The organism is Glaciecola punicea (assembly GCF_001756615.1).
GTDB lineage: Bacteria > Pseudomonadota > Gammaproteobacteria > Enterobacterales > Alteromonadaceae > Glaciecola > Glaciecola punicea.
Genome location: NZ_LZXY01000004.1, coordinates 223405 through 245703, shown reverse-complemented (window position 1 = coordinate 245703; position 22299 = coordinate 223405). Strand labels below are relative to the sequence as shown.

The 22299-nt window shown below is 41.7% G+C and carries 14 protein-coding genes; 9 read left to right on the top strand and 5 right to left on the bottom strand.

Going from position 1 to position 22299, the window contains the following annotated elements; translation table 11 throughout:
• Positions 1–42: 42 nt before the first annotated feature.
• The 8 genes from nadE to BAE46_RS07005 all read left to right on the top strand — a co-directional run bounded on the left by nadE (position 43) and on the right by BAE46_RS07005 (position 11177).
• The gene (gene nadE / locus BAE46_RS07040; RefSeq protein WP_006005852.1) at positions 43–1920 is read left to right on the top strand and encodes an NAD(+) synthase; all 1878 of its coding nucleotides are present in this window, start codon (positions 43–45) and stop codon (positions 1918–1920) included.
• A 315-nt stretch (positions 1921–2235) separates the two neighbouring features.
• Positions 2236–3330, top strand: a complete 1095-nt coding sequence (locus BAE46_RS07035) for a PTS sugar transporter subunit IIC (RefSeq protein WP_006005854.1) — start codon at positions 2236–2238, stop codon at positions 3328–3330.
• Between the two features lie 595 nt (positions 3331–3925).
• On the top strand, positions 3926–4912 hold the full coding sequence (locus BAE46_RS07030; RefSeq protein WP_006005858.1) for a TAXI family TRAP transporter solute-binding subunit: 987 nt from the start codon (positions 3926–3928) through the stop codon (positions 4910–4912).
• Positions 4913–5049: 137 nt separating this feature from the next.
• Positions 5050–6789 (top strand): hypothetical protein, encoded by a 1740-nt coding sequence (locus BAE46_RS07025; protein WP_158309266.1) that lies wholly within the window; start codon positions 5050–5052, stop codon positions 6787–6789.
• 7 nt (positions 6790–6796) lie between these two features.
• Entirely contained in the window at positions 6797–7573 is a 777-nt protein-coding gene (locus BAE46_RS07020; RefSeq protein ID WP_006005861.1) for a pentapeptide repeat-containing protein, read from the top strand.
• 93 nt (positions 7574–7666) lie between these two features.
• On the top strand, positions 7667–8932 hold the full coding sequence (locus tag BAE46_RS07015) for a DcaP family trimeric outer membrane transporter (RefSeq protein ID WP_171901013.1): 1266 nt from the start codon (positions 7667–7669) through the stop codon (positions 8930–8932).
• Positions 8933–8981: 49 nt separating this feature from the next.
• A complete protein-coding gene (locus tag BAE46_RS07010; RefSeq protein ID WP_006005865.1) occupies positions 8982–9830 on the top strand; it encodes a substrate-binding periplasmic protein in 849 nt (282 codons plus the stop codon).
• A gap of 27 nt (positions 9831–9857) precedes the next feature.
• Positions 9858–11177, top strand: a complete 1320-nt coding sequence (locus BAE46_RS07005) for a dicarboxylate/amino acid:cation symporter (protein WP_006005867.1) — start codon at positions 9858–9860, stop codon at positions 11175–11177.
• Between the two features lie 223 nt (positions 11178–11400).
• On the opposite strand, the gene BAE46_RS07000 is transcribed toward BAE46_RS07005, so the two are convergent.
• From BAE46_RS07000 to BAE46_RS06980, 5 genes are all read right to left on the bottom strand, one after another.
• Complete coding sequence (locus tag BAE46_RS07000) at positions 11401–11820, bottom strand: hypothetical protein (RefSeq protein WP_070112130.1); 420 nt, start codon at positions 11818–11820, stop codon at positions 11401–11403.
• Between the two features lie 128 nt (positions 11821–11948).
• Positions 11949–14717 carry a hybrid sensor histidine kinase/response regulator gene (locus tag BAE46_RS06995; protein ID WP_171901012.1) on the bottom strand — a complete coding sequence of 923 codons (2769 nt, stop codon included), beginning with the start codon at positions 14715–14717 and terminating at the stop codon, positions 11949–11951.
• Positions 14663–15340 carry a response regulator transcription factor gene (locus BAE46_RS06990; protein WP_070112126.1) on the bottom strand — a complete coding sequence of 226 codons (678 nt, stop codon included), beginning with the start codon at positions 15338–15340 and terminating at the stop codon, positions 14663–14665. Before BAE46_RS06990 ends, BAE46_RS06995 begins: the two co-directional genes overlap by 55 nt.
• Before the next feature lie 145 nt (positions 15341–15485).
• Positions 15486–16227 (bottom strand): IS5 family transposase gene (locus tag BAE46_RS06985; RefSeq protein ID WP_141567265.1). Its coding sequence is split into 2 segments (ribosomal slippage): positions 15486–16121 and positions 16123–16227, totalling 741 coding nucleotides; the frame shifts between segments, so codons are not numbered across the junction.
• 872 nt (positions 16228–17099) lie between these two features.
• On the bottom strand, positions 17100–18815 hold the full coding sequence (locus tag BAE46_RS06980) for an amidohydrolase (RefSeq protein ID WP_070112124.1): 1716 nt from the start codon (positions 18813–18815) through the stop codon (positions 17100–17102).
• Between the two features lie 662 nt (positions 18816–19477).
• Here BAE46_RS06980 and BAE46_RS06975 point away from each other — a divergent pair.
• The gene (locus BAE46_RS06975) at positions 19478–22192 is read left to right on the top strand and encodes a TonB-dependent receptor plug domain-containing protein (protein WP_006005488.1); all 2715 of its coding nucleotides are present in this window, start codon (positions 19478–19480) and stop codon (positions 22190–22192) included.
• The last annotated feature ends 107 nt before the right edge of the window (positions 22193–22299 follow it).

Sequence of the window (22299 nt, the reverse complement as noted above, 5' to 3'; positions counted from 1 at the left end):
CAGATTACTTTGTCGCGCCTTACTTTCATAAGGATCAGAATCATGAACCAGACGCAGAGTATACTTGAACTGAATATCGCGTTGGTCCAAATGGCTATCGACAACCAACCAATGAATAACGCGCAGAAGTTTCTCTATCAAGCTACTTTGGCAGTTGAGCAAGGCGCTGACGTTGTCATAGGGTCTGAGATGATGCTCAGTCATTATGTCTGTGGCGACCGTTACGAAGAAGAAGGATTCGTTGACGAAATGTGGTCGACCGCCGTGTACATCGCTAGCCAATGGCGTAGTGAAGCGGTACTCATTTTCGGTGGTATCGCACTTGACGCTGAATCAAAAGGTGGTGAAGACGGTCGCAGGCGTAAATACAATGCGGCTTTTGTCATTCAAAACGGTAGCTTTGTTTTCAATAAAGCCGGTCTACCGTTTGCCATCAAGTCACTGATGCCAAACTACCGATACTTCGACGATTCACGACATTTCTTTGATTTGCGGAAACTGGCTGACGAGCAAGGCCTTGTATTAAAAGATTTACAGCAGCCATTTCCAGTCACAATTCGCGGGAAGGTACATTATCTGGGCGTAATGATCTGTGAAGACATGTGGGACGCTGACTACGCACAAAAGCCAGCCAAGAATTTGGCTGACAACGGCGCCGACATCCTTATCAACCTATCAGCTTCACCCTGGGGCTGGCAAAAGAACCGCAAGCGTGATCAGGTGGTGCAAACTATCTGCGAAGCTACGGGCCTAGCGTTTGTCTATGTGAATAACGTCGGCAGTCAAAACAACGGTAAGAATTTTTTGGTCTTCGATGGTGCTTCTTCGTGCTATGACCAAAAAGGCAATTTAGTCGCCATAGCCAAACGGTACGAGGAAGTCACTATGGTAGTGCAGTTTGCAAGCAAGCGAACATCGCTCAAGCGAGAGGCAAACTCTGACGTGGCTGAACTCTTCACTGGTATCAAAGTTGCTACCCTTGGCTTTCTTTGTACTCTTCCTACGAGTGTAAAAGGAAAGGTGGTGATTGGGGTCAGTGGTGGGATTGACTCGGCTTTATCGCTTGCGTTGTTTGTGCATCTGATGGGTCCTGAAAATGTCATTGCGATAAACATGCCTTATGGTTCGTTCAACTCAGCAAAAACGAAAGACGACGCAAAAGAAATGTGTCGTCGTCTGGGAGTTGAGTATCGAATTATTCCTATTGACGAGATGGTGAATACTCGCGCCAGGCTGACCGGTGTCTTGGTGGGAAGTTCGGCGCATAAAACGGTCCAAGCGATCGAGCGTAAAAGTGTCGAAGCGGCCTTGGCTGCAAAGGTCGGAGCGTTTTTGATTTGTAATGCCAACATGACTGAGATTGCGTTTGGGTACGGTACACTTAATGCCGACCTACGGGGAACCTTTGCACCGTGGATGAATTGCCTCAAGCAAGACGTCTATCGCTTAGGTCACTATATGAATGAAGTGGTATACAGTCGGGAAGTCATTTTGCAGTCAATCATGGACCGTCAACCGATGGATGAGCTGACCGAAGCGGGTACTAGCGCGCGAGGCGATCCCTTTGACTACGGCTCAGTCTCAGACAATGGTTACCATGATCAGATGGTTCGGGCTCTGGTGGCTTTTCGCTGGAGTGCAGAGAGCTTTCTGCAAGCCTATCAGTCTGGTTCACTTGAGTCAGACTTGCAGCTACCAACTGGCAAGCTGGCCAGTTTATTTCCAACTACAAGAGACTTTGTCGAAGATCTCGAACGGTGCATGGACTTGTTTCACGCCGCCATCTTCAAGCGAGTACAAAGCGTGCCGGGGCCTGTGGTCGACAAACGAAGCTTCGGCTTCGACTTTCGCGAGAGCATTCTTAAGAGGGTAGAGACAGTGAGGTACAAGAAGCTAAAAGAAGAGCTTCTCAAAATCTAAGAGTATGGATCAGCTTAGTCAAAATTATGTTTAATCCTTTTTATATAGATAAGGAATGTCGTTTATTTGCCTTATACCCAAACCCCTTGGGTTTTGACGAGGAAGGAAAAATAATCGTTTAGCTGCCGTTGGGTTAATAGGCCTGAGCGTAGGTCAAGAAGTGAGTGAGCCGGCGGACGGGCATAGGCATAGGCGTCAATAGTGGCCTCGGCTTTGCCTTGGCGAAGTAATGCGTTAATATGTTGTTAGTTCTATTAATGGTGTTTTCGCAGCAGTTTATACCTTTTTATCAACCGCTACCTAAAGAGCCTGCCCATGAATGTATTTAGCACAGTGACAAAGCCGCCTAGTAAGACTAAAGCATTCTTTCAAAAATATTTTATTGATGCCTTCACGGGTATGGCGTTAGGGCTGTTCGTTACTTTGATTGCTGGGCTGATCATCTCGCAGATTGGCAACTGGTTACAGCTACCAGCTTTGGCAGCTGTCGGCAAGCTGGCCTCTGTGCTCATGGGCGCTGGTATTGGTATAGGTATTGCTTATTACCTGAAAGCGCCGACTTTGGTGGTGCTTAGCTGTTTGGTAGCAGGGATGCTTGGCGCGCATTCTGAAGCGCTAATGGCGGGTACACTATTTATTCCACAAGCAACAGGCCCTGCGGCCTTCATTGCGCTACCGGGCAATCCAATTGGCGCGTATTTAGCGGCTGTTTTTGCCTATCGCGCGGGGACTTGGATAGCGGGCAAAACCAAACTTGATATCTTGCTCATTCCCTTGGTGGTATGTGTGGTCGCCTTAGTAGTCTGTGCGCTGCTCAATCCGCCTGTCGTAGCCGCGGTAAATAGCATCGGTTTCGGTATTCAAGCAGCAACTGAGTTGCAACCCTTATTGATGGGTATTGTCATTGCTGTAGTCGTTGGTATCCTGCTAACACTACCAACGTCCAGCGCCGCTATCTGTATCTCAATTGGACTTGGCGGTTTAGCTGGCGGGGCAGCAGTGGTCGGCTGCGCAGCACACATGATTGGCTTTGCGGTTGCCAGCTACAAGGATAATGGCATCAGCGGCGTTATATCCCAAGGCCTGGGCACTAGTATGTTGCAGATCCCAAATGTCTTCAAAAAGCCATTAATTTTGTTACCGGCTGTAATCGCCAGTGCTATCGTTGGTCCTATTGCGACTGTCGGATTTCAGCTTGCCTGCACAGCAACGGGGGCCGGTATGGGCACCGCAGGTCTGGTCGGCGTATTTGGGGTCATTGAAGCCTCGCAAGAAATAATGAGCAGCACCCAGTTATGGACAGCCATTATATTATTGATGTTTGTACTACCCGCTATTATTGCCTGGAGTGTCGCTCATATGATGCGCCGATTAGGCTGGATAGTAGCGGGTGATATGAAACTGCCTTAACCATCATTTTTAAACAACAACAGGCAAGCTGAGGTAGCTATTTTTCAGATCACGCATCATTAAACCAACTTTCTCTAAATATCGGACAATACGCTGTGTCGTACTCATGACGTACAAAGTTAGTAAGCCTAGTCGTAACTAAATTTCGCCCCTGCTCTTAGGAAACGTCCGTCTTCATTTCATTTATTATGCTGTGTGCTCACTTTCGACATCCCAACCCGGGAAGACTAACACTGCAGGGTGACAGCGTAGAGCTCTGGCAAGTGCTTTTGCCCTTTCGATACCTAAATTAACGCGCTCATTTTGTCTTAGACGCCAAAAGGCGGAAACCGCCCTAAGCATCGCAAAATGTGTCAGCAACCATCGCACTAAAAGCAGAATATCAAGCAGTTATAAAGGTGCGTGTTGTATTATTTGCATACGCCGACATGAAGAAAACTAAAAATAATAGATAAAAACACTGCTACGTTAATATCGTATTAACACGCGTTAACCTCACATTTACCTGACAATGTCATAATATAATTAAATATATAGATTAATTTTACGCAATTATTTATTGCTCACAACAATTTATTAACAGCCTGAGTGTATTATGAAGTTAGTTGTTTTTTTGTGCTTTTTAGTGTTCGTGTCTAAGGTCCATTCTGAAGACACCTTAATACTTTTCGGGGGTGGGTCGTCAACGGGTGTGTTTGGTCCCATCGTTGAATCAATATGCGCTGACGTTTCATTTGCCAAGGAAAGTAAACAGCGTTGTAAAGTCATCGTCACCAGTGGTTCTATGCATAACCTGCTTGGCGTTATATCAGGCGAATTTGATGCCGGTTTAACTATGCCGGCACTAATTAACCAAGCTTATGAAGGCGTAGGTGTTTTCAAAAAAATAGGTCCACAAAGACAATTACGCACTGTTGCCGCAATTTATACTCAGCCCGTCGGCATCCTTGTCAATAAAAACTCTGCTATCGAAGGCTTGCCCGATTTTACGGGAAGGTCTATTAATATCGGACCAGAAGGATCTGGTGAACGTGAAATCGCCAAAATATTGTTTGAACAAATGGGATGGACCAATAAAGATTTTTCTGAAATTTTTGAATATGCCACAAGTAAAGTGACTGATGGATTTTGTAGTGGTGATATTGATATCCTGATTCACGTTTTCGGTTTGCCCGGTAGATTTTACGATAATATTCTGAACAAATGCGATGCTAAATTACTAAGCCTTCCAAGCGTCGTCATCAATGAAATAAATCAAAAAAATGCTTTCTATAAGAAAGGTTATATTCCACATCAGCTGCTACCCAATAATGATAGAGATGTTCATACCTTAGAAATGGACGTTGTTGTTGTAACACGCGACACAGTATCAAATGAAGCAGTAGGTTCAGTGCTCGATGCGCTTTTCTCAACCCCGGATAAAGTATATGAAATCCATCGCGCGATCAAAGCCTCTCATTTTAGTGGGTATGATTTTTTTTCCCGAGCAATTGGAGCGCCACTCCATGATGGTTCAAAATTATTCATCGACGGGCAATCTGTTGAAAATAGCAATGAACAAACTAAATTTGCAAGAAAATGATGTCAATAATTTTTAGGTTAATCGTGCTAATTACTATATTCAGTCTGACTGCATGCACTTCTACACGCACGTTTGAGACATCGAACAACACCCCAAAAAGACAGCATCAAACCTCTACGGCTGAAACGCTTCTATCAATGGATAGTAATAGTATAATCAGGAATTCAATAGAAGCGTTAAATAAAGGAGAGTTGGAAAAAGCATCCGCAGGATTTAATAAAGCGCTGATGATGGATACGGGTAACTCATACCTCCAATTCCTTAATGCTATTACCTACCATTTAATGGCAAAAAGAGGAGATAGTTCAAAATACGCATTGGCAGAGCAAGGTTATGACCTTGCTATTAAGTTTGACCGGTCTAACTGGTTGGCACGTTATCAACTTGGTTTATTAAAACTAGACAATCGACAATTTGCACAGGCACAACAAGTATTAAGTGAAGCATTATTATATAATAACCGAGATGGTGATCTACTCTACAGCACAGTGGTGGCCTCCTATTTTTCAAAAGATCTTGTGACAGCAAGTGGTGTTTTAAGCAAATTGATGGAACTTGAAGGAAAAACTGAACGTGTATTAAGAACTCAAGCGATGTTATCGGCTTCACTCGGTGACAGTCAGGACGCTTCGCGACAGTTACAAGAATATAGCAATAAGTATAATGCAGACGATACTAGTAACTTGACCAAACGATTGAGCGATTGGAATAACTTTTATCAGCAATATAAAAGAGGCGTAAATGCGGGGTTATTTGAAAAGGACATCCAAAAAAACAATTCTGATCAAATATTAAAAACCGATGCACGAGACTCACAAAACGACAAAAGTGAAAATTCAGTTGTTGTTTTTGACGCAGAACAAGACGTTATTGAAGAAAGCGAAATACCATTGAATAGTAATTCAAGGATGGTCATTGTCGATGTTGTTATTTTGCGAACCGAAGAAACAGTTGGGTCCACTAAAGGGCTAAATATACTAAGCGGTTTAAAGTTACAATTCGGTGCTCTAGGAGAAGAGGGTTCTGCTGCCTACAATAGAAGTAGGACCAATACAACATTAACTGATGACGATTCATTATCTACGAGCATTAGCAATAGTATTGTTAGCTCTATTACGGTACCTGCACTAAATTATTCACTAAACATATTTAATTCATCGAACGATCGTAGCGAAGTTCTTGCCAGGCCAACATTAGTAGCAAGCTTTGGTGAACGTTCTACTTTTTTTTCTGGTTCTGAAATAGAGGCTGCCGCAGTCAGTAATGGAGATGGTGGAGCTATATCCATTCAAAAAGAAATAGGAATTAAATTGTCTATTCTGCCCACGCAATTGGAAGGCGGATTAATAGGCCTAAATATTGAAGCGGAAAGAACTTTTTTAAAAGCTCCCAGTGGAAGTGTTCAATTCGAGTTTAAACTGGAAACCTCAAAAACGAGTGTTAACGCAAATGTTTTTCTTCGTTCAGGTGAGACGCTTTTATTAAGTGGTTTAAGTGAAAAAGAATCTCAGATTGTTCGAGATGGCGTTCCTTTTCTTCAGGATATTCCTGTCATTCAGTATCTATTTTCAGAAAAGAGCACTGTTGATTTCGAAAAATCTGTTTTAATTTTAGTCACTCCTCGCTTACCCAATTATGTTTATCAGGAAAATATCACTGATGGTTCAGGGAATCGAAGCGGCACCGTTTCTGAACTTCAGGCAAAATACAGTGACTGGTTTAAACCTTCTCCCAATTGGGCGTCAGTGTTTAATCATATGCAATCTAATTCGTTGTATAGAGAATTTCGGACTGGCGATGTGACTATGGAAAAATGGCAGAGTCAACAGTCATTTTCAGACAGAATAAAAAAAGCGGCATCATTTCTTTATTACTGAGACTTCTATGAAAAAAAACTACCAATGGCTTGTATTATTGAGTCTTATTTTACTATCGGCCTGCCAAACAATAAAAACAAATAGAGGATCAATAGCGAATGACGAAGAAGTAACTAACTGCCCATTTTGTGATTTACGCTATGTTAATATTTCATCCAAAAATATTCCCGACAGCCATTATCAGGGCGCCTATTTATTTAGCGCTAACTTCTCTGGTTCGAACTTAACGGGTAGCAATTTCAGTAGTACTGTATTAGTAAAAGCAAAATTTAAGAGAAGCAATTTAACAAACACAAATTTTCAGAATGCCAACTTAGGTGCAGCACAGTTGTTGGGGGCTGATTTAAGTGAAAGTAATTTACGCAATGCTAATTTTAATAAAGCAGTTTTACAATATACCGGATTCATTGACGCTACTTTAATCGGTTCAACTTTTATAGACGCAGATATGAGGGATTCGTCGTTAAAAAATGTAAGAGCCCGCAGTGCTATGTTTACGCGCTCCGTTCTCACCAATGCAGATATGCGCTGGGGTGATTTCGAAGGCGTCGACTTTAGCAATGCAAATCTAGAAGGAGCCGATCTCACTATGGCGAACCTACGTGGCGCCAATTTAACTGCGGCTAATTTAAAAAACGCTATGTTACTTTATACCAACCTTGAAGGGGCCATCCTAAATGGCACTATCATGGATGGTGCACAAATAGTTGGCGCAAATATGAAGAGAGTAGACTTTACAAAAGTTGACTTATCTCAAGCGAAAATGAGCAGTGTAATCAAATAACTATGATGTTTAAATCACAAATTTAGGATATATGATGTTTTTAAAAACTAAAAAAACTATATTAAAAGTGTGCCTTTTTTTATGTGCTTTTGTTTGTCATCTACAGTCTTTGCAAATGAAACTATACAACCAAAGAACACAATTGATGACCTGATCAAGATGAATGAAATGCTTGAGCAGCGACTACTTAAGCTCGAGCAAACAACAGAAACCTATAAAAATAGCGCTCTCATTAAAGCGTCTGCGCCAAACATAGACGAAGGGCTCACAGTGGCATTTCATGGCTATATAAAAGCTGATCTGATCTATGACATTGGCGCTCAAAGTGGTGATAGAATTAATTATGGAGCAATTCCACTCAAAGGCAGTCCTGCGGATAATATTAGCGGTCACTATAGAATGCATGCCCGTGAGTCACGCATTAACTTCCAAACAAAGATGAACACTAAGTATGGCCAACTCAAAACATTGATTGAGGGAGACTTTTTTGGTGGAGATACATTTAGTCCTGCTGGCTCTGAAGTCATTTCCAATGCCGTTGATTTTAGATTACGTCATGCCTATGCTGAACTGGGCCCTTGGCTACTTGGACAAGCATCGTCGAATTATGTTGATGTAGCCTCCTACCCTGAAAATTTGAACTTTGCAAATGATACTGGTCAAGTATTACTTCGCCAGTCACAGCTTCGCTATACATTGCCCTACAAGGGATTTACCTATTCATTTTCATTAGAAAATCCGGAAGCTGATTTTATCGATACTGCTGGCCAAAAGCGGCCTAATGGACAAGATTCGATCCCCGACGTTACCGCTCGAATCCTCTTCAAGGATAGTTTTGGTCATGTTTCTTTACAAAGTGTTTTTCGTAAATTGACGGTTAACGATGGTACTTTTAAAGACAACACTAATGGTTTTGGGTTGGGTATATCGGGTAAAGTTAAAATATTCAATCGTAACCAGCTGCGTTTTCATTTAAGTGCTGGCGACGGTATTGGCCGTTATATTCAAGAGGCTGCTAATACCGCTGCTGTTGTCTCTGGGACGGGTACTGACAACCTAACATTAGATACTCAAAAAGCATGGGGTGGATATCTTGGTTACCAACATTGGTGGACAGAAAATGTTCGTTCAAATTTCAATTTAGGATTCGTCACAGTAGACTGGAATGAGCCGCTTCTAAGCCAAAGTGTAAGTGATCTACAAAACAAGTATATTAAATCGTATCACGTAAATATCATTTGGCGATTATTACCTAAAGTAAATCTGGGCCTTGAAATATCAAAAGCCGAACGCGAACAGGTTAATGGAGCTAAGGGTAATATTAATCGGGTACAGATGAGCGCAAAATATGAGTTTTAATGATGGCAGTCGTTTGCATATTAATACTAAGTATCTAATAGGAGTATAAATGAACTATTACACGGTAGCCATTATCAATATCATAATTGCTTTTTCTCTATTTTTTAGTTCACCAAGCTTCGCTAATAATACTTTCTCTCCAGACATTCAAAGAATACTGGATCGTGGCACGTTAGTCGTTGCAATGTTTGCTCAGGATACGCCACCGTTTTATTACGTTAATGAAGAAAACCAGCTTACTGGTGTCGATGTCGAAATGATAAAAGGATTTGCCCGACTTCTCAATGTCGATGTTGTATTTGACCGCTCGCCTACCTCATTGGGGGCAGTTGTTGATATGATCGCTGATGAAAAAGCTGATGTGGGTATTTCTAAGCTAAGTATTACTTTTAATAGAGTGCAGCGCGTTCTTTTTACGAAGCCCTATATTGAAATGCGCCAAGCCTTACTCGTCAATCAATTATCATTAGCTAAACAACTCGAAGGCGGATCTCGCGAAGAGGTCCTACTATCGCTGTCAGGCAAAATAGGGGTGATCGGTAATTCTTCCTACGTGAAGTATGCCAAAAGAAATTTTATCAACATGGAAGTAGTAGAATATAAGTCTTGGAATGATGTTGTAGACGCAGTTATAAAAGGTGAAGTAACTGCCGCTTATAGAGATGAGGCTGAAATTAAAAAAATAGTGCGCGACAATCCAGATTTGTCATTAACCGTGCTCACGGTTACTTTAAAAGATGCCGCGGATCCTAAAGGCATTGCTGTATCGAAGAATGCAAGCCACTTGAAAGAATTACTAGAGTTTTATATCGATTCGCTCAACTTAAATCTTACCACCAATAAAGTGCTTTATCATTACGATGATATTATCAAAAGCATTAAACGCAATACTGAATGAGTATGCCTAATTTCACAGGGAAAATGTATGAGCAAGCATAAGATAAAATGGATAAATTTTGAGGCGCTGAAAAGTCCCTGGGCTATATTTCTTGGTCTATGTTCTGGTGTTTACATTGGTTTCTTTAAGCCAGAATATGTCGGCTTTTTCAGCCCTGTGGGTGTGATCTACTTAGATATACTTAAAATGTGTATTTTACCTATTGTTATCTCAGCAATCTCGTTGAGTATTGGTCGCTTAAAAAGCGGCAAGGGTGACACTCGTTTTATTAAGCGAATGCTGCTCGTATTTGCGGGTAGCATTTTGATAGCCGGTGTAGTAGGTGTCAGTTTAGGTATTTTAGGTGGCCCAGGCAACAATTTGGGTAATGATGCGCAGTTGTCTCTGGGTAATATTGTCCAATCAGCAAATGAATCCGAGCTAGAAATATCCATTTTTACGCCCTATGAAGCATTAAATGATAAAAATATCCTGAAGGACTTTTTATATAGCATTGTACCGAACAACATCTTTCATGCCTTAACCACTGGCAGTATGCTTAACATATTATTTTTCTCTATTTTATTTGGACTCGCTGTAGGGTCAATAAAAAAAGAAGTATCTGAGCATATGATGACAACCTTGGAAGCCATTTACGTATCATTTACTCAATTGGTTAATTGGCTAATGTATTTGCTGCCATTTGGTATCTGTGGTTTGCTGGCGAGTAGTTTTTCGCAAGTTAGCATTGATGTAATTTTATCGATGCTGAAGTTTATCATAATAGCGCTATGCTCTTTTGTCGTGCTGATTATCCTGAGTGTTATCGTGTTACGCAGCAGAACAGGGAATTTTGTAGAAACCGCTAAGACATTTAAAGAGCCTGCTGCGATTGCGTTTGCCACTGCAAACAGTCTGGCATGTTTACCTTCGTCCTTAAATACTATGCAGAATAAACTCGGTTATGACAAAGAAAATGTTGATCTTTTAATACCACTTACGTTCAGTTTATGCCGTATCGGGCCAACGGTCTACTTCGCACTGGCAACGATATTTGTCGCACAATTATATGAAGTCAATTTAGGTGTCAGTGAGCTGCTTATTGTTGTTGTGGGGTCTATGTTGGCCGGAATAGCAAGTGCTGGCTCTTCCGGTATTGCACTTTTATCATTGTTAGCAATTGTATTAGCACCATTAGGATTACCCTTTGAAGCAGTAATTATTTTGTTTATTGTTATCGACCCTATTGTTGCACCATTTCGGGTGTTTACTATTGTTGTATCAGCTTGTGCAGTGACCGCAATGATTATGCCGAAGCAAACAAGAAAGTCAGATAATGAGCAAGTCAAAATTTTCAATGAGTCGTAACCATTGGGCACGCTGATAAAAACGTTGACGGTCTCAACAAGTCTTGAACCGGTCATGTTAATTGACATTTACTAGGTAACTCAATGTTAAAAAATATACTTAGTTGAGTCATGAACAACATTAATTTCATTAAACGATATTTGGTAATCTAAAAGAACCGTGGAAGACGATAGTCTGCTTAAATTCTTTTAGATTAATGTCTTATGTTAAACTTACTTAGCTACTATACCTTCGTAGCTACAAACCCATTTCCTGTGAATTTAACCGTATACGGATTAGCTCCGTTACCTACGCTTGATCTTTCCATCAGATTACATATCGACTCACTATTTTGGCCACCAGAAATAGTCCTTGCCACAGCTTCACACTCAGTACGCGGGTTCAACCGTATAACCAAGGCTGCAGGTACACCTTCAGCTGTAAGCTTATTATAAAGTTCACTGGATAATTGATTGCAAAAGTTATTCGCTGCGTTTCTTCCACCTGGTCCACCCGGTTGTTGTATCTCTACCCCGACAAACGTTGTACCCATGGTTACGCCACAAAGGCGAGATCCACTCTGTGCATTCGCAGTTGTAGAAACCATTAAGCTAGCAGCAACAACTAAAAGTGTGCCTGAGACGAAACTTTTAAGATTTTTCATTTAAACTTCCTCATTACATTATTCTTGATGGAAATCACCAAGCTCTGCAAAAATAACATTTCAGAGTAAATAGTCAGTTAACGTGTGTTAATACAATATTAACAAAATCGTAATTATATTCATTTTTTTCAGTTTTTGCGATATTTATTATATAAATCCATCAGGATATAGAGTTGCTCAATATCCGCTGCTGTGGCCGCTGCCTCCAATTTCAGGCTGATATTTGACAGTTCAGTCAAACCGGTCATGGCGGCGCAACCGGCAATTTTATGCGCGGCTAAGGCCAAAAGTATTAAGTTTTGATTTGCCCAAGCGGTCGTTAACTTGTCTCCTTCCTCGATTAATGTTTGTTGGCTAATTGCTGTTATTCTTTTGGAGTCAATATCGCTAAAACCGTATAGTGGGTCCATTATTTGTTGTTTATCTAGAGGCTCTAAGCAGTCTAACATTGGGATAGTGGTGTGAGCGGCGAGCGTTGCATACAGTGTCTGTAGGCATAAAGGTTTGCTCACTAAAGCATTCATTCCTGCCGCGCGGCATTTTACGCTCATCTGAAGACTAGAACTGGCAGTCAAGGCGATAATAGGGATACAGTTTTGATGCGCTTGTTGGCGGATTAAAACGCTTGCCTGCAGGCCGTCTGTACCCGCCATTTGTATATCCATAAGCACCAAATCGAATGGCGCTACGTTTAACAAGTCAAGTGCTTCTTGTCCGCTCGCCACACCAGTAACCCTATGGCCGTCTTGCGTTAACAGCAGCGTAATGATTTCTCTGTTAATCGCGATGTCTTCCACCAGTAGAATATGTATAGGCGCTACGCTCTTAAAGTGAGTCTTCACCAAATTGGATTGCTTACTGGGCAGGAGCAGGTCTACCGTAAACCAAAATAGACTGCCTTGCATTAATTCGCTTTCTACACCGATAGTGCCGTTCATCTCAGTTACCAATCGTTTGCAGATTGCTAAACCTAGGCCAACGCTACCGGGCTCACTAGTGTTGCTGTTTACCTGTATAAAAGGCCTAAAAATTTGTGTTTTCAATCTATTAGGAATACCACGTCCGGTATCTTCCACCGAAATATAGATAGGTAGCATACCGTCATCGGATTCGAGCAGCTCTGCTCTTACTGTGATAAGGCCGTGATCGGTGTATTTAATCGCATTACTTATCAAATTGGTGATTATCTGTCGTAAGCGCGATGCATCTCCTTGGACCTGTTCTGGCAGTGTTTCAGTTTCCAGTTTAAGGATTAATCCACGTTCCTCAGCTTCTGGCGTAAGTAATGTAATTACATCAAGCAATACTTGTTTCAGCGAGAAGATTTTGTTTTTCAGCTTTAATTGTCCAGCGTCCATTTTAGCTAGGTCAAGTACATCATCAATGAGTGTTAGGAGTTGTTTATTTGCATGGCGCACGGTCTTTAGCAAATGATGATTTTGCTCATTCAGGCTATTCGTGTCGATTAGTTGCGCCGCCCCGGCTATCGCTGTTATTGGTGTTCGCAACTCATGGCTCATTACTGCAAGGAACTCCCCTTTGGCAAGATTGGCCTCCTCTGCCCGCGTTTGAGCCACTTTGAGTTTATGGGTACGTTCGAGCACTTGTTTCTCAAGTTCCTGAACCATCATCTGTTCTATCTTCATGGCTTGGGCAAGCGCTGTTTCTTTTTCGCGCGCAAGGAAATTCATTCGGCGGTTATATAACATCACTGGCAGAGGCATCAGTATACTGATGGTTATAAATATAGAGATTTGGCCGAACATAATGGGCAATATGCTAAACATGCCCAGCGCTCTTATTACGATAGAGGGAAATAAAATAGCTTGAACAATGATGAATAGTTGGGCTGGTTTGTAGCCCCTAGCCAGAATGACGATGGCTGTTGAGAATACTACTAAACTACTGAGTAACATGACTAAAGTAATGAAACGAGCTAAAATACTGAAGTTGACCCATATGGACAATACCATCTCAAGAGCAATAATGCCTATCAGTAGTATTAAAAGTCTGTCCCATAAGGGAGCATAATGTCGGCTTTGTAGAAAGTTCCGTGCAAAAATTAGATAACATAAGTTAACTAATGAAGCAAAAAACGAGATGATCCTTATAGACTCGGCCTGTGGCAGTAGGCCGATATACTGATGAAAATGACCGCCCACCGTAGACCAGAACAGAAATACGCTGAAGGAAAATAGGGCAAACTGAAGATAGAGCAACTTACGTGTTAGCAACCAAGTCAATAACGAGTAGAGGGTTAAAATGATTATCACAGCCAGATTAGCGCCATTCAGCAACGAAGAAAATTCGATAAATGCGTTAAATGATAAAGGTTGCCATAGGTTAACTGGCAAAGAAAGCGCAGTGCGTGATTGCACCCGCACATAGAAAGTCTGCGACTCGCCCGGTGCGATCGTAATAGGAAACGGGTCACTGCGAATACTTAGCAGTGGGTTGTTGAGAGGATTTGCCATACCTCTATGTTGTGCTTGCCAACCTTGAGGTGTGAACTGGTACAAAGTTACGTGTTCTAAGCGAGCGTGACCAATATCAAGCCACCACGTAAAAAGAGTACTATCGTTACGGAGCTTGAAGCGAAACCATATTACCGAGTCAGTGAAACCAAAATTGGGGACTTCGCTTTGGCTAGGTGAAAAAATAGTCGAGGGGTCTACAATATTTTCGATGGACATTAATGACGATGTATCTTCATAAAGTGATAAAAGATGCCCCATTGGGTATTGCTGTTGTTGTTCATTTAGGCTCAGCGTCTTATCTTTACCGTACAGCATTGAAGAAAAAAGGGAAAGAATGAGCAGAGCTGATATTGGTATCATCATGCCTACAAGGTATCTGCCAAACGGTATCCAAGTCCCGGTATAGTTAAGATATAACAAGGCCGTCGTGGTTCTTTCTCGATTTTCTTCCGCAATCTAGAGATTAAAACGTCCACAGTCCGAGGGTGCCCATCCCCTGACTCTCGGGCGACTGATATGAGCAGAGTATCACGGCTAAGAGTTCTACCCTTAGCGCTCGCCAGCATAGTTAAAATGGCGAATTCACCACGTGTCAACTCAACTAATTCGCCAGCCTGGCTGAAGGTATGGTTGGTAAGATCCAACATCCACTCACCAAATTGGATACTTTTTACAGATTGGCTATGTTTATTAAATAATATATTTTTTATTCTGTGCAACAGCTCTCCAGGATGAAAAGGTTTAACCAAATAATCCATAGCACCGGAATTAAAGCCCTGATAACGGTCTAGGGGAGTGGCACTCGCCGTCATAATCAAAAAAGATTGCCAATTGAAATCTCTAATCAAAGTAATTCCCTTACCGTCAGGAAGATTCAAGTCCAATACCACTAGACTAAAATGTATCTTCGCCAGTGCAGTTCTCGCTTCAGCGATATTTGTCACATTGGTAACCTGATACCCCTCATTGTGAAGTGCAAATTCACATATATACCGAGTTGCCTCATCATCTTCAACGATAAGAATTTGTATATTTTCATTCATACTTTAACAATCCTAAAGCTCTCTACTCAAAATCACAATACAAAAGTGAGGCAAATAAATCTATTATGTTACCCTAAGAACTTGCTTGATATGCTAGGGCGTGCTGATCTTAGCTATACATAAATTAATCAGCCCACATTGGTAGCTACATCATGGCAAACGCGAGAGCGACCATTGAATGGTAGTTTCGCTCTAGCTTTTCATATCTGGTGGCTATCCCCCTATATTGTTTAATTCGGCCAAAGGCGTTCTCAAGCAAATGTCGATATTTATACATACACCAATCAATATGGTCATTGCCCACTAAACTATTCACCTTTCGCGGAATAACCGGTGTAGCGTCATTTTCACGAATATAATCCCTTAATTTTTCACTACTGTAACCTTTGTCTGCAACCACTATTTTGCTGGCAGGAGAATTAGCTACTAGCGACTCGCCATGGATAATATCATGCGTATTTCGACAAGATAATTCATAGTAGACAGGCAAACCACCGCTATCTACCGCAAGGTAAATTTTGGTGGAATTCCCACCTCTACTTTTGCCTATTGACTCATCATCAGCGGTGGCCGCGCCGGTATTATGCTGATGCGCTCTTACAATATTGCCATCAATAAATAACCAATCGGTGTCAGCATGACAAGTAAGTACGCGAAACAGTTCGTTCAAAACATCCTTTTTTGACCATAAGTTAAACCGCCTGAAAACAGCGCTCCACTTACCAAAGTAAGGGGGTAGGTCGGGCCATGGAATACCTGTTCGCATCTTGAACAGTATGCCTTTGCAGGGTTCTTCTATTCTCCGGCTTATTATAAATTCGACCACTTAAGTGCATCATTGTGGATAAGACATTCCATGTCTCATCTGTTAACCTTAATCTGGGGATGTAGTTTTGCTATCGTTTATTCTTAGCGGAGTTAATTATACCTTATTTACATGCCGCTTATTTTTATACTACAAAGATCAACACGTCCTAGTTTTTTAGTATTTTTTAAAATCTTGATACGGTCAAAATCAAGTGCCTTAAGTAAATAAAAATTTCCATTTTAGAATCAAAATTATCAAAGCACATAGTTGCTTATATGTATAACCCAAATTTGTTGAAGTTTCAACGGTGACTGCTATTCAATAAGCTTGTTTTATTCCAAGGCTCTTTAGGGGAACATGCCGCTATGCGGCGCAAGCACGAGGGTATAATCGCGAATCAGCTTGGTTTATACGCTCTAATGTCAGAACAAAGTGACTTGAACGCTTTTTTAGTTCCCAACATTGGATTGAGCACGTTTAACCGTCATTTCATGAGAGGAACGTTCGCATAAGACTCTCAATGTTCTTGTACCAATAGACTACCAACGTAAGAAATTGACAGTTGTCATTTCAACCAAAATAAGTGTAACTTCCTCCTGATAAACATCATCCTACTCAAAAGCCACCTGTAACGAAACGTAGTAATATCACAGAAATACGCAGTATAGACGTTATCTAGGCTTGCCGTAACCAGTTGCACGCAAGGCTAATACATTTCATCAAATTTTTCTTTTGGACTCGGCGCAATGGCTAGCATATTGCCGTTGCCACAGTTTTATACCTCTTCATAATATCGGATGCACATTGCGAGCATAGGTTCTGCTGGACTTTTACCAAACATACGTAAACTCATCTGAGTATTGTGGCTACTCTCCATTTTAATTTCAGTATCATAATCGATAGTTCGCTCTCATTTTCTACTTAGCTTCGATATTAGCGACCATGTCGCCTCTATTTTTGGTAAGTAATTTTTCCACCTACAATGGTCATTAGGTTTTCTGATGTCAAAATATCTGCTTCTGAAACAGTAAGCAAATCACGGTCAAATATTGTAAAATCAGCATATTTTCCCACTTCTACGGAGCCACGAATATCTTCTTGAAATGCACCATAGGCAGGCCAAATGGTGAACATCTTAAGGGCTGTTTCGCGGTTTACTGCGAGTTCCGGATGCCATCCTTCGCCTGATGTTCCGTCAAGCCTTTTACGAGTGACTGCCGCGTAAAACTCAATTCGTGGATCACCAAGTTCCACTGGCGCATCAGATCCTCCAAGTATCATCAATCCGCGATCAACCAATTGCTGCCATGGGTAAGCATAACCAAGACGGTCAGGACCAAGTCTATCTGGCGCAAAGTTAAGGTCACCGATACCATGACTTGCTTGCATGGATGGAAGAATACCAAGACTAACAAGGCGTGCTTGGTCTTGAGCGGGAATAATTTGCACGTGTTCAAGTCTCCATCTTGGGTCAGCCACGGCCCATTCAGATTTTGGCACAGCACTGAAGGCTTCTTCATACCAATCTAATACTGCCCGAACGGCTCGATCCCCAATTACGTGGGTTTGAATCTGAATACCTTTACGTAATGCCTCACGTAAAATCGGGTCAAGTTCATCTTTCGTGGTGCGGTTCATAAACCCATTATGTTCAGCATCTGCATAATTTTCAAGAAGTGCGGCGCCGCGCGAACCAAGTGTGCCATCGATATAGACTTTAATACCACGTAAATCGAACATATTGTCGGGGGTTGTCTCACGTCCACGCTTAAGCATTGTTGACGCCTCTATAACATTTGCTGCCGCGTAAATACGGGTAGCCATATTTCCTTCTGCTTGTATCTCTTTTATTATTTCAACGTTGACGTAGGGCATGCCAGCGTCTTGAGTGTTTGTCCAGCCAACCTTAGCGTTCTCAAACATTCCTTGTACCAAACTGTCTTTTTTATAGTCACGTGTTTTTAGCGGGATAATGTCTCGAAAAATATCCATTGCCGAAGCTAGGATATAACCGTTGGGCGAGCCGTCTACGTCACGCTCAAACTTACCTCCAAGTGGATCAAGAGAATCTTTAGTAATGCCTGCAAGCTCGAGTGCTTTGGAATTAACAAGGGCTGACACACCGTCCGCACGTGGCATAAATAGAGGCTTATCCGCGGTAAATGAATCAACGTCATGTTTGCTAAGAAATCTTTTTTCATCTATCCATTCTCGTTCAATCCAGCCACGCCCTTGTACCCATTCATTTGCAGGCACTGTTACTGAAAAGGCTTCAATGGCGTTGACAGTTTCTTTCAGTGAGTTAATACCAAAAAGGCTTAACGTTTTTGGCCGCTGTCCGACACCTTCCACGTGCTGGTGACTATCGGTAAAACCTGCGTAAACATATTTCCCAGCCATGTTCATTATCTGTGCACCACCGCACATATAGTTGACAGCCTTTGCGTTTGTTCCCACAAATATAATTTTATCGCCCAATATTGCTGTTGCTTCAGCTGTCCACTGCGCCTCATTTGCAGTATAAATTTTGGTGTTGTAAAGCACCATATCAGCACGAATGCATTTTGAAGATGTTGCTGATGCAGCGACATCAATTTTAGCGCATGACACCAACGTCAAGCTAAGCCCAAGTAAACTTAGTAATGTTAGGTTATTTTTGTACAACAAATTTTCCTCCTACTGACCTATTTTTTAAATAACAATAATCTGCTCTCGATCCAAATTTATGTATTTTGCGTTTTGATTCTTAGAGTATAGAAAACATACAAGCAAAAATAAACAGCTTTGATATTAACGTGCTCGACGACTTTAGAGTTTCCAAGTAAAATCTTGCTCTTTATTGGTGCAATTAGTATATTGCAGTGCAGTTCACGCAGTGCATACATAACTTAAATCTGTATTTTAGTGTACAGTTTATTGATTTACATATAAAAAATATAAAATAACAAGTTGGCAAAGATAATGCTTTAATTTTTACGTCTGTGCGCTTAATTGTCGCAGATTTACAACTTAAAATAGTCTCTTTGTTGTAAATTAATAACGCAATGACACAAATCGAGGCTTATTTGTAATGAGACTAAACGCTTGCTTAGAATTTAGGAGTGAAAGAACAATTATACATTTCCAAATTGCCTATTTGCGATACTGAGACGACTTAAAACAAGCGCCTAGTATAGGTCAACAGACAACCAAACATTATTTGGATACAGCAAACACTATTAATTTGCTACAGAATTCGCCAAGACTATTTGCTTGGCACTACGACGGTTTTTTAGATTTTTAGCTTTTTAGCTTTTTAGCTTTTTACCCTAATAAATAGAGAAAAATATATGATAATTATGGCCCACAAAAAGAGTAAGCTTAAGAAAAGGAACGAAATTGCGATAGCGATTTCAGTTGCACTGATGGCTACACTGCCAATTCAAGTATCGGCTCAACAAGAAAGTACCGTCGAGAAAGTGATTGTAACCGGAACTAGAATGATGGACCGTTCGGCGGCTGATTCACCTGTTCCTGTAGATATAATAAGCGGCGATGAATTGCGTATAAATTCTTCGTCTGATATCCAAGATATGTTGCGTACGGCAATCCCTTCTTTCGATATTAACACCCAACCAATTAGTGATGCAGCAACGATTGTAAGACCAGCAAACCTGCGCGGACTTTCTCCGGATAACGTCTTAGTGCTAGTGAACGGAAAACGTCGTCACAGAGGCTCTATAATTTCTTTCCTTGGCGGTGGTATTTCTGATGGAGCTCAAGGGGTCGATATCTCTGCAATCCCATCAATGGCAATAAAACAGGTTGAAGTGTTGCGAGATGGTGCATCTTCACAGTATGGTTCAGACGCTATCGCAGGAGTCATTAACTTTATCTTAAAAGATAATTCAGAAGGCTTTGAAGTTTCAACACGCTATGGTTCTACTTATGAGGGTGACGGTAATAACTATACGCTATCCGCAAACGCCGGATTACCCCTTGGTGATACTGGTTTTGTAAGCTTGACCGCTGAAATAAGAGATGTCGAAGGGACAGTAAGGTCGGTTGTGCGAGACGATGTTGCCGCGATGGTTTCTGCCGGTTACACACCAGCTTTTAATTTTCAAACAATGAATAATTACACAGGCGATGTCCCACAGTACTGGGGCCAACCGGATGTGGAGGGGGACATAAAGTTCTTTATTAACTCGGCATTCGAAATTAGTGAAGCTGCAGAAGTTTACATGTTTGGTAACTACGGTGAGAGAGAAGTCACCGGTGGTTTCTTTTACCGTAACCCCGTCACTGATGGAAATCAGCGAGGAGGCGTTTACAGAGGCCCAAGAGTTGACCCATTAACTGGCCTTGCTGATCCTGACGGAGTTCACTCGGTGTTAGTAGGTGACCTTGATGGTCTTGGTGTTGGTGGCTCTTGTATTGCAGGTATCCCTATTGGTGGCGAAGGCAATGTGTTCCCTGACCCAAATTTTCTTGCACAGGTAGCTGCTGACGATAACTGCTTCTCATTTATTAACACTATTCCGGGTGGATTTGTGCCTAGGTTCGGTGGTAACAACGAAGATATGGCTATTGCCGTCGGTATTCGTGGCGAACTTAAGATAGGCACCGGTTTATTTTATGACGCGAGTGCTCAGCGCGGTTCGAACAAAACCGATTTCTTCATTCGAAATACCATTAATGCTTCTCTTGGTCCTGCTACGCCTAGAGATTTTGTACCGGGTGGTCAAGAACAAACTGAAACCCAATTTAAGCTAGACTTCGTGTATCGGGTTGATGCTGGTCTCGAATCGGACGTAAACATCGCTTTTGGTACAGAATATAGAGAAGAAGAGTTTGATCTGTTTGCTGGTGACGAAGCTTCTTATGCACTTGGTCCATTAGCTAGTCAGGGATTTTCATCAAGCTCGAATGGCTTCGGTGGTTTTCCAGCAGATACATCTGCATCTCAAGACAGTACTGCTTTTTATATTGATGTTGAATCTGACATTACTGAAAAGGTAACGCTTGCAGTTGCTGTCAGAGCTGAAGATTTTAGTGAATTTGGAAATACTACAGATTATAAAATTGCCGGTATTTATCATTTTAGTGATGACTTTAGAATTCGTGGAGCGATCTCTTCTGGATTCCATGCTCCAACTGCGGGTCAAGCCAACATAACGAATGTAACTACGCAAAACGTTCAGGGCGTACTTATCGATCAAGGTACTTTGCCGCTTTCTTCGGCGGCGGGGCAGTTAGCGTCTAACTTTATAGAAAGTTTAGGAAATGGCCGACCAGAACTTGGAACAGAGGATGCTCAAAACTTTGCAATTGGGGTCGGCTTTAACCTCGCAGGTTCGACTTGGACGATTGATTATTACAATATTGAGTTAACTGACCGAGTTGCTCTTGGCGCTAATGTAGACTTTCTTGAAGCACTCACATTTGCTGCTCCATCAGGAACTAACTTTGAAACAGTATCCGAGGCGTTAACCAGCCTAGATGCACAAGGTATTATCGATCGTCAGCAATTTGTTGGGCTAGATGATCTATCACAATTTAGATTTTTCTCTAACAGCTTTGGCACCACAACAACAGGCGTAGATGTTGTTGGTAATATTTCGTTTGATTTGTGGGGTGGTGATTCTAGAGTCACCGTTGCGGCCAACTATAACAAGACTGAAGTTGATAGTGTTGGAACAGTCAATCCTATCGGTGCAGGGCGAGTTGCAGCAATTGAGGATTTGCTACCGAATACGCGAGCTAACGTATCGTGGTCGCACACCGAAGGGAATATCAGAACGTTATTACGCGCAAATTATTATGGCGGATGGGATGATACTGGAAATGGTGTGAATGGAGTTGGTGCACAAGTACTAATTGATGCGCAAGTTGCCTATCAATTCAGCGAACAGCTCGAATTTGTGCTCGGTGCAGATAATCTTCTTGATGCCTATCCTGAGAAAAATCCTGGTGCAGGAGGTTCGGGGGAGTTGTATTCAGAGTCAAGTCCATTTGGTTTTAACGGCGGCTCTTGGTACTTGCAAGCTCGATTCACCTATTAGGTAATCCAGTTGTATTGTTATAAAGCCACTCGTGCAAGAACGAGTGGCTTTTTTTATTAGCACGCTTTCGCCTTGCATGGTGATTAGTTTATAGGAAGACACCGATG

Coding starts and splice junctions, on each gene's coding strand:
- nadE (WP_006005852.1), top strand. CDS start 43: ATGAACCAGACGCAGAGTATACTTGAACTGAATATCGCGTTGGTCCAA.
- BAE46_RS07005 (WP_006005867.1), top strand. CDS start 9,858: ATGAGCAAGCATAAGATAAAATGGATAAATTTTGAGGCGCTGAAAAGT.
- BAE46_RS06990 (WP_070112126.1), bottom strand. CDS start 15,340: ATGAATGAAAATATACAAATTCTTATCGTTGAAGATGATGAGGCAACT.
- BAE46_RS06975 (WP_006005488.1), top strand. CDS start 19,478: ATGATAATTATGGCCCACAAAAAGAGTAAGCTTAAGAAAAGGAACGAA.
- BAE46_RS07025 (WP_158309266.1), top strand. CDS start 5,050: ATGGATAGTAATAGTATAATCAGGAATTCAATAGAAGCGTTAAATAAA.
- BAE46_RS07035 (WP_006005854.1), top strand. CDS start 2,236: ATGAATGTATTTAGCACAGTGACAAAGCCGCCTAGTAAGACTAAAGCA.
- BAE46_RS07010 (WP_006005865.1), top strand. CDS start 8,982: ATGAACTATTACACGGTAGCCATTATCAATATCATAATTGCTTTTTCT.
- BAE46_RS07000 (WP_070112130.1), bottom strand. CDS start 11,820: ATGAAAAATCTTAAAAGTTTCGTCTCAGGCACACTTTTAGTTGTTGCT.
- BAE46_RS07020 (WP_006005861.1), top strand. CDS start 6,797: ATGAAAAAAAACTACCAATGGCTTGTATTATTGAGTCTTATTTTACTA.
- BAE46_RS07030 (WP_006005858.1), top strand. CDS start 3,926: ATGAAGTTAGTTGTTTTTTTGTGCTTTTTAGTGTTCGTGTCTAAGGTC.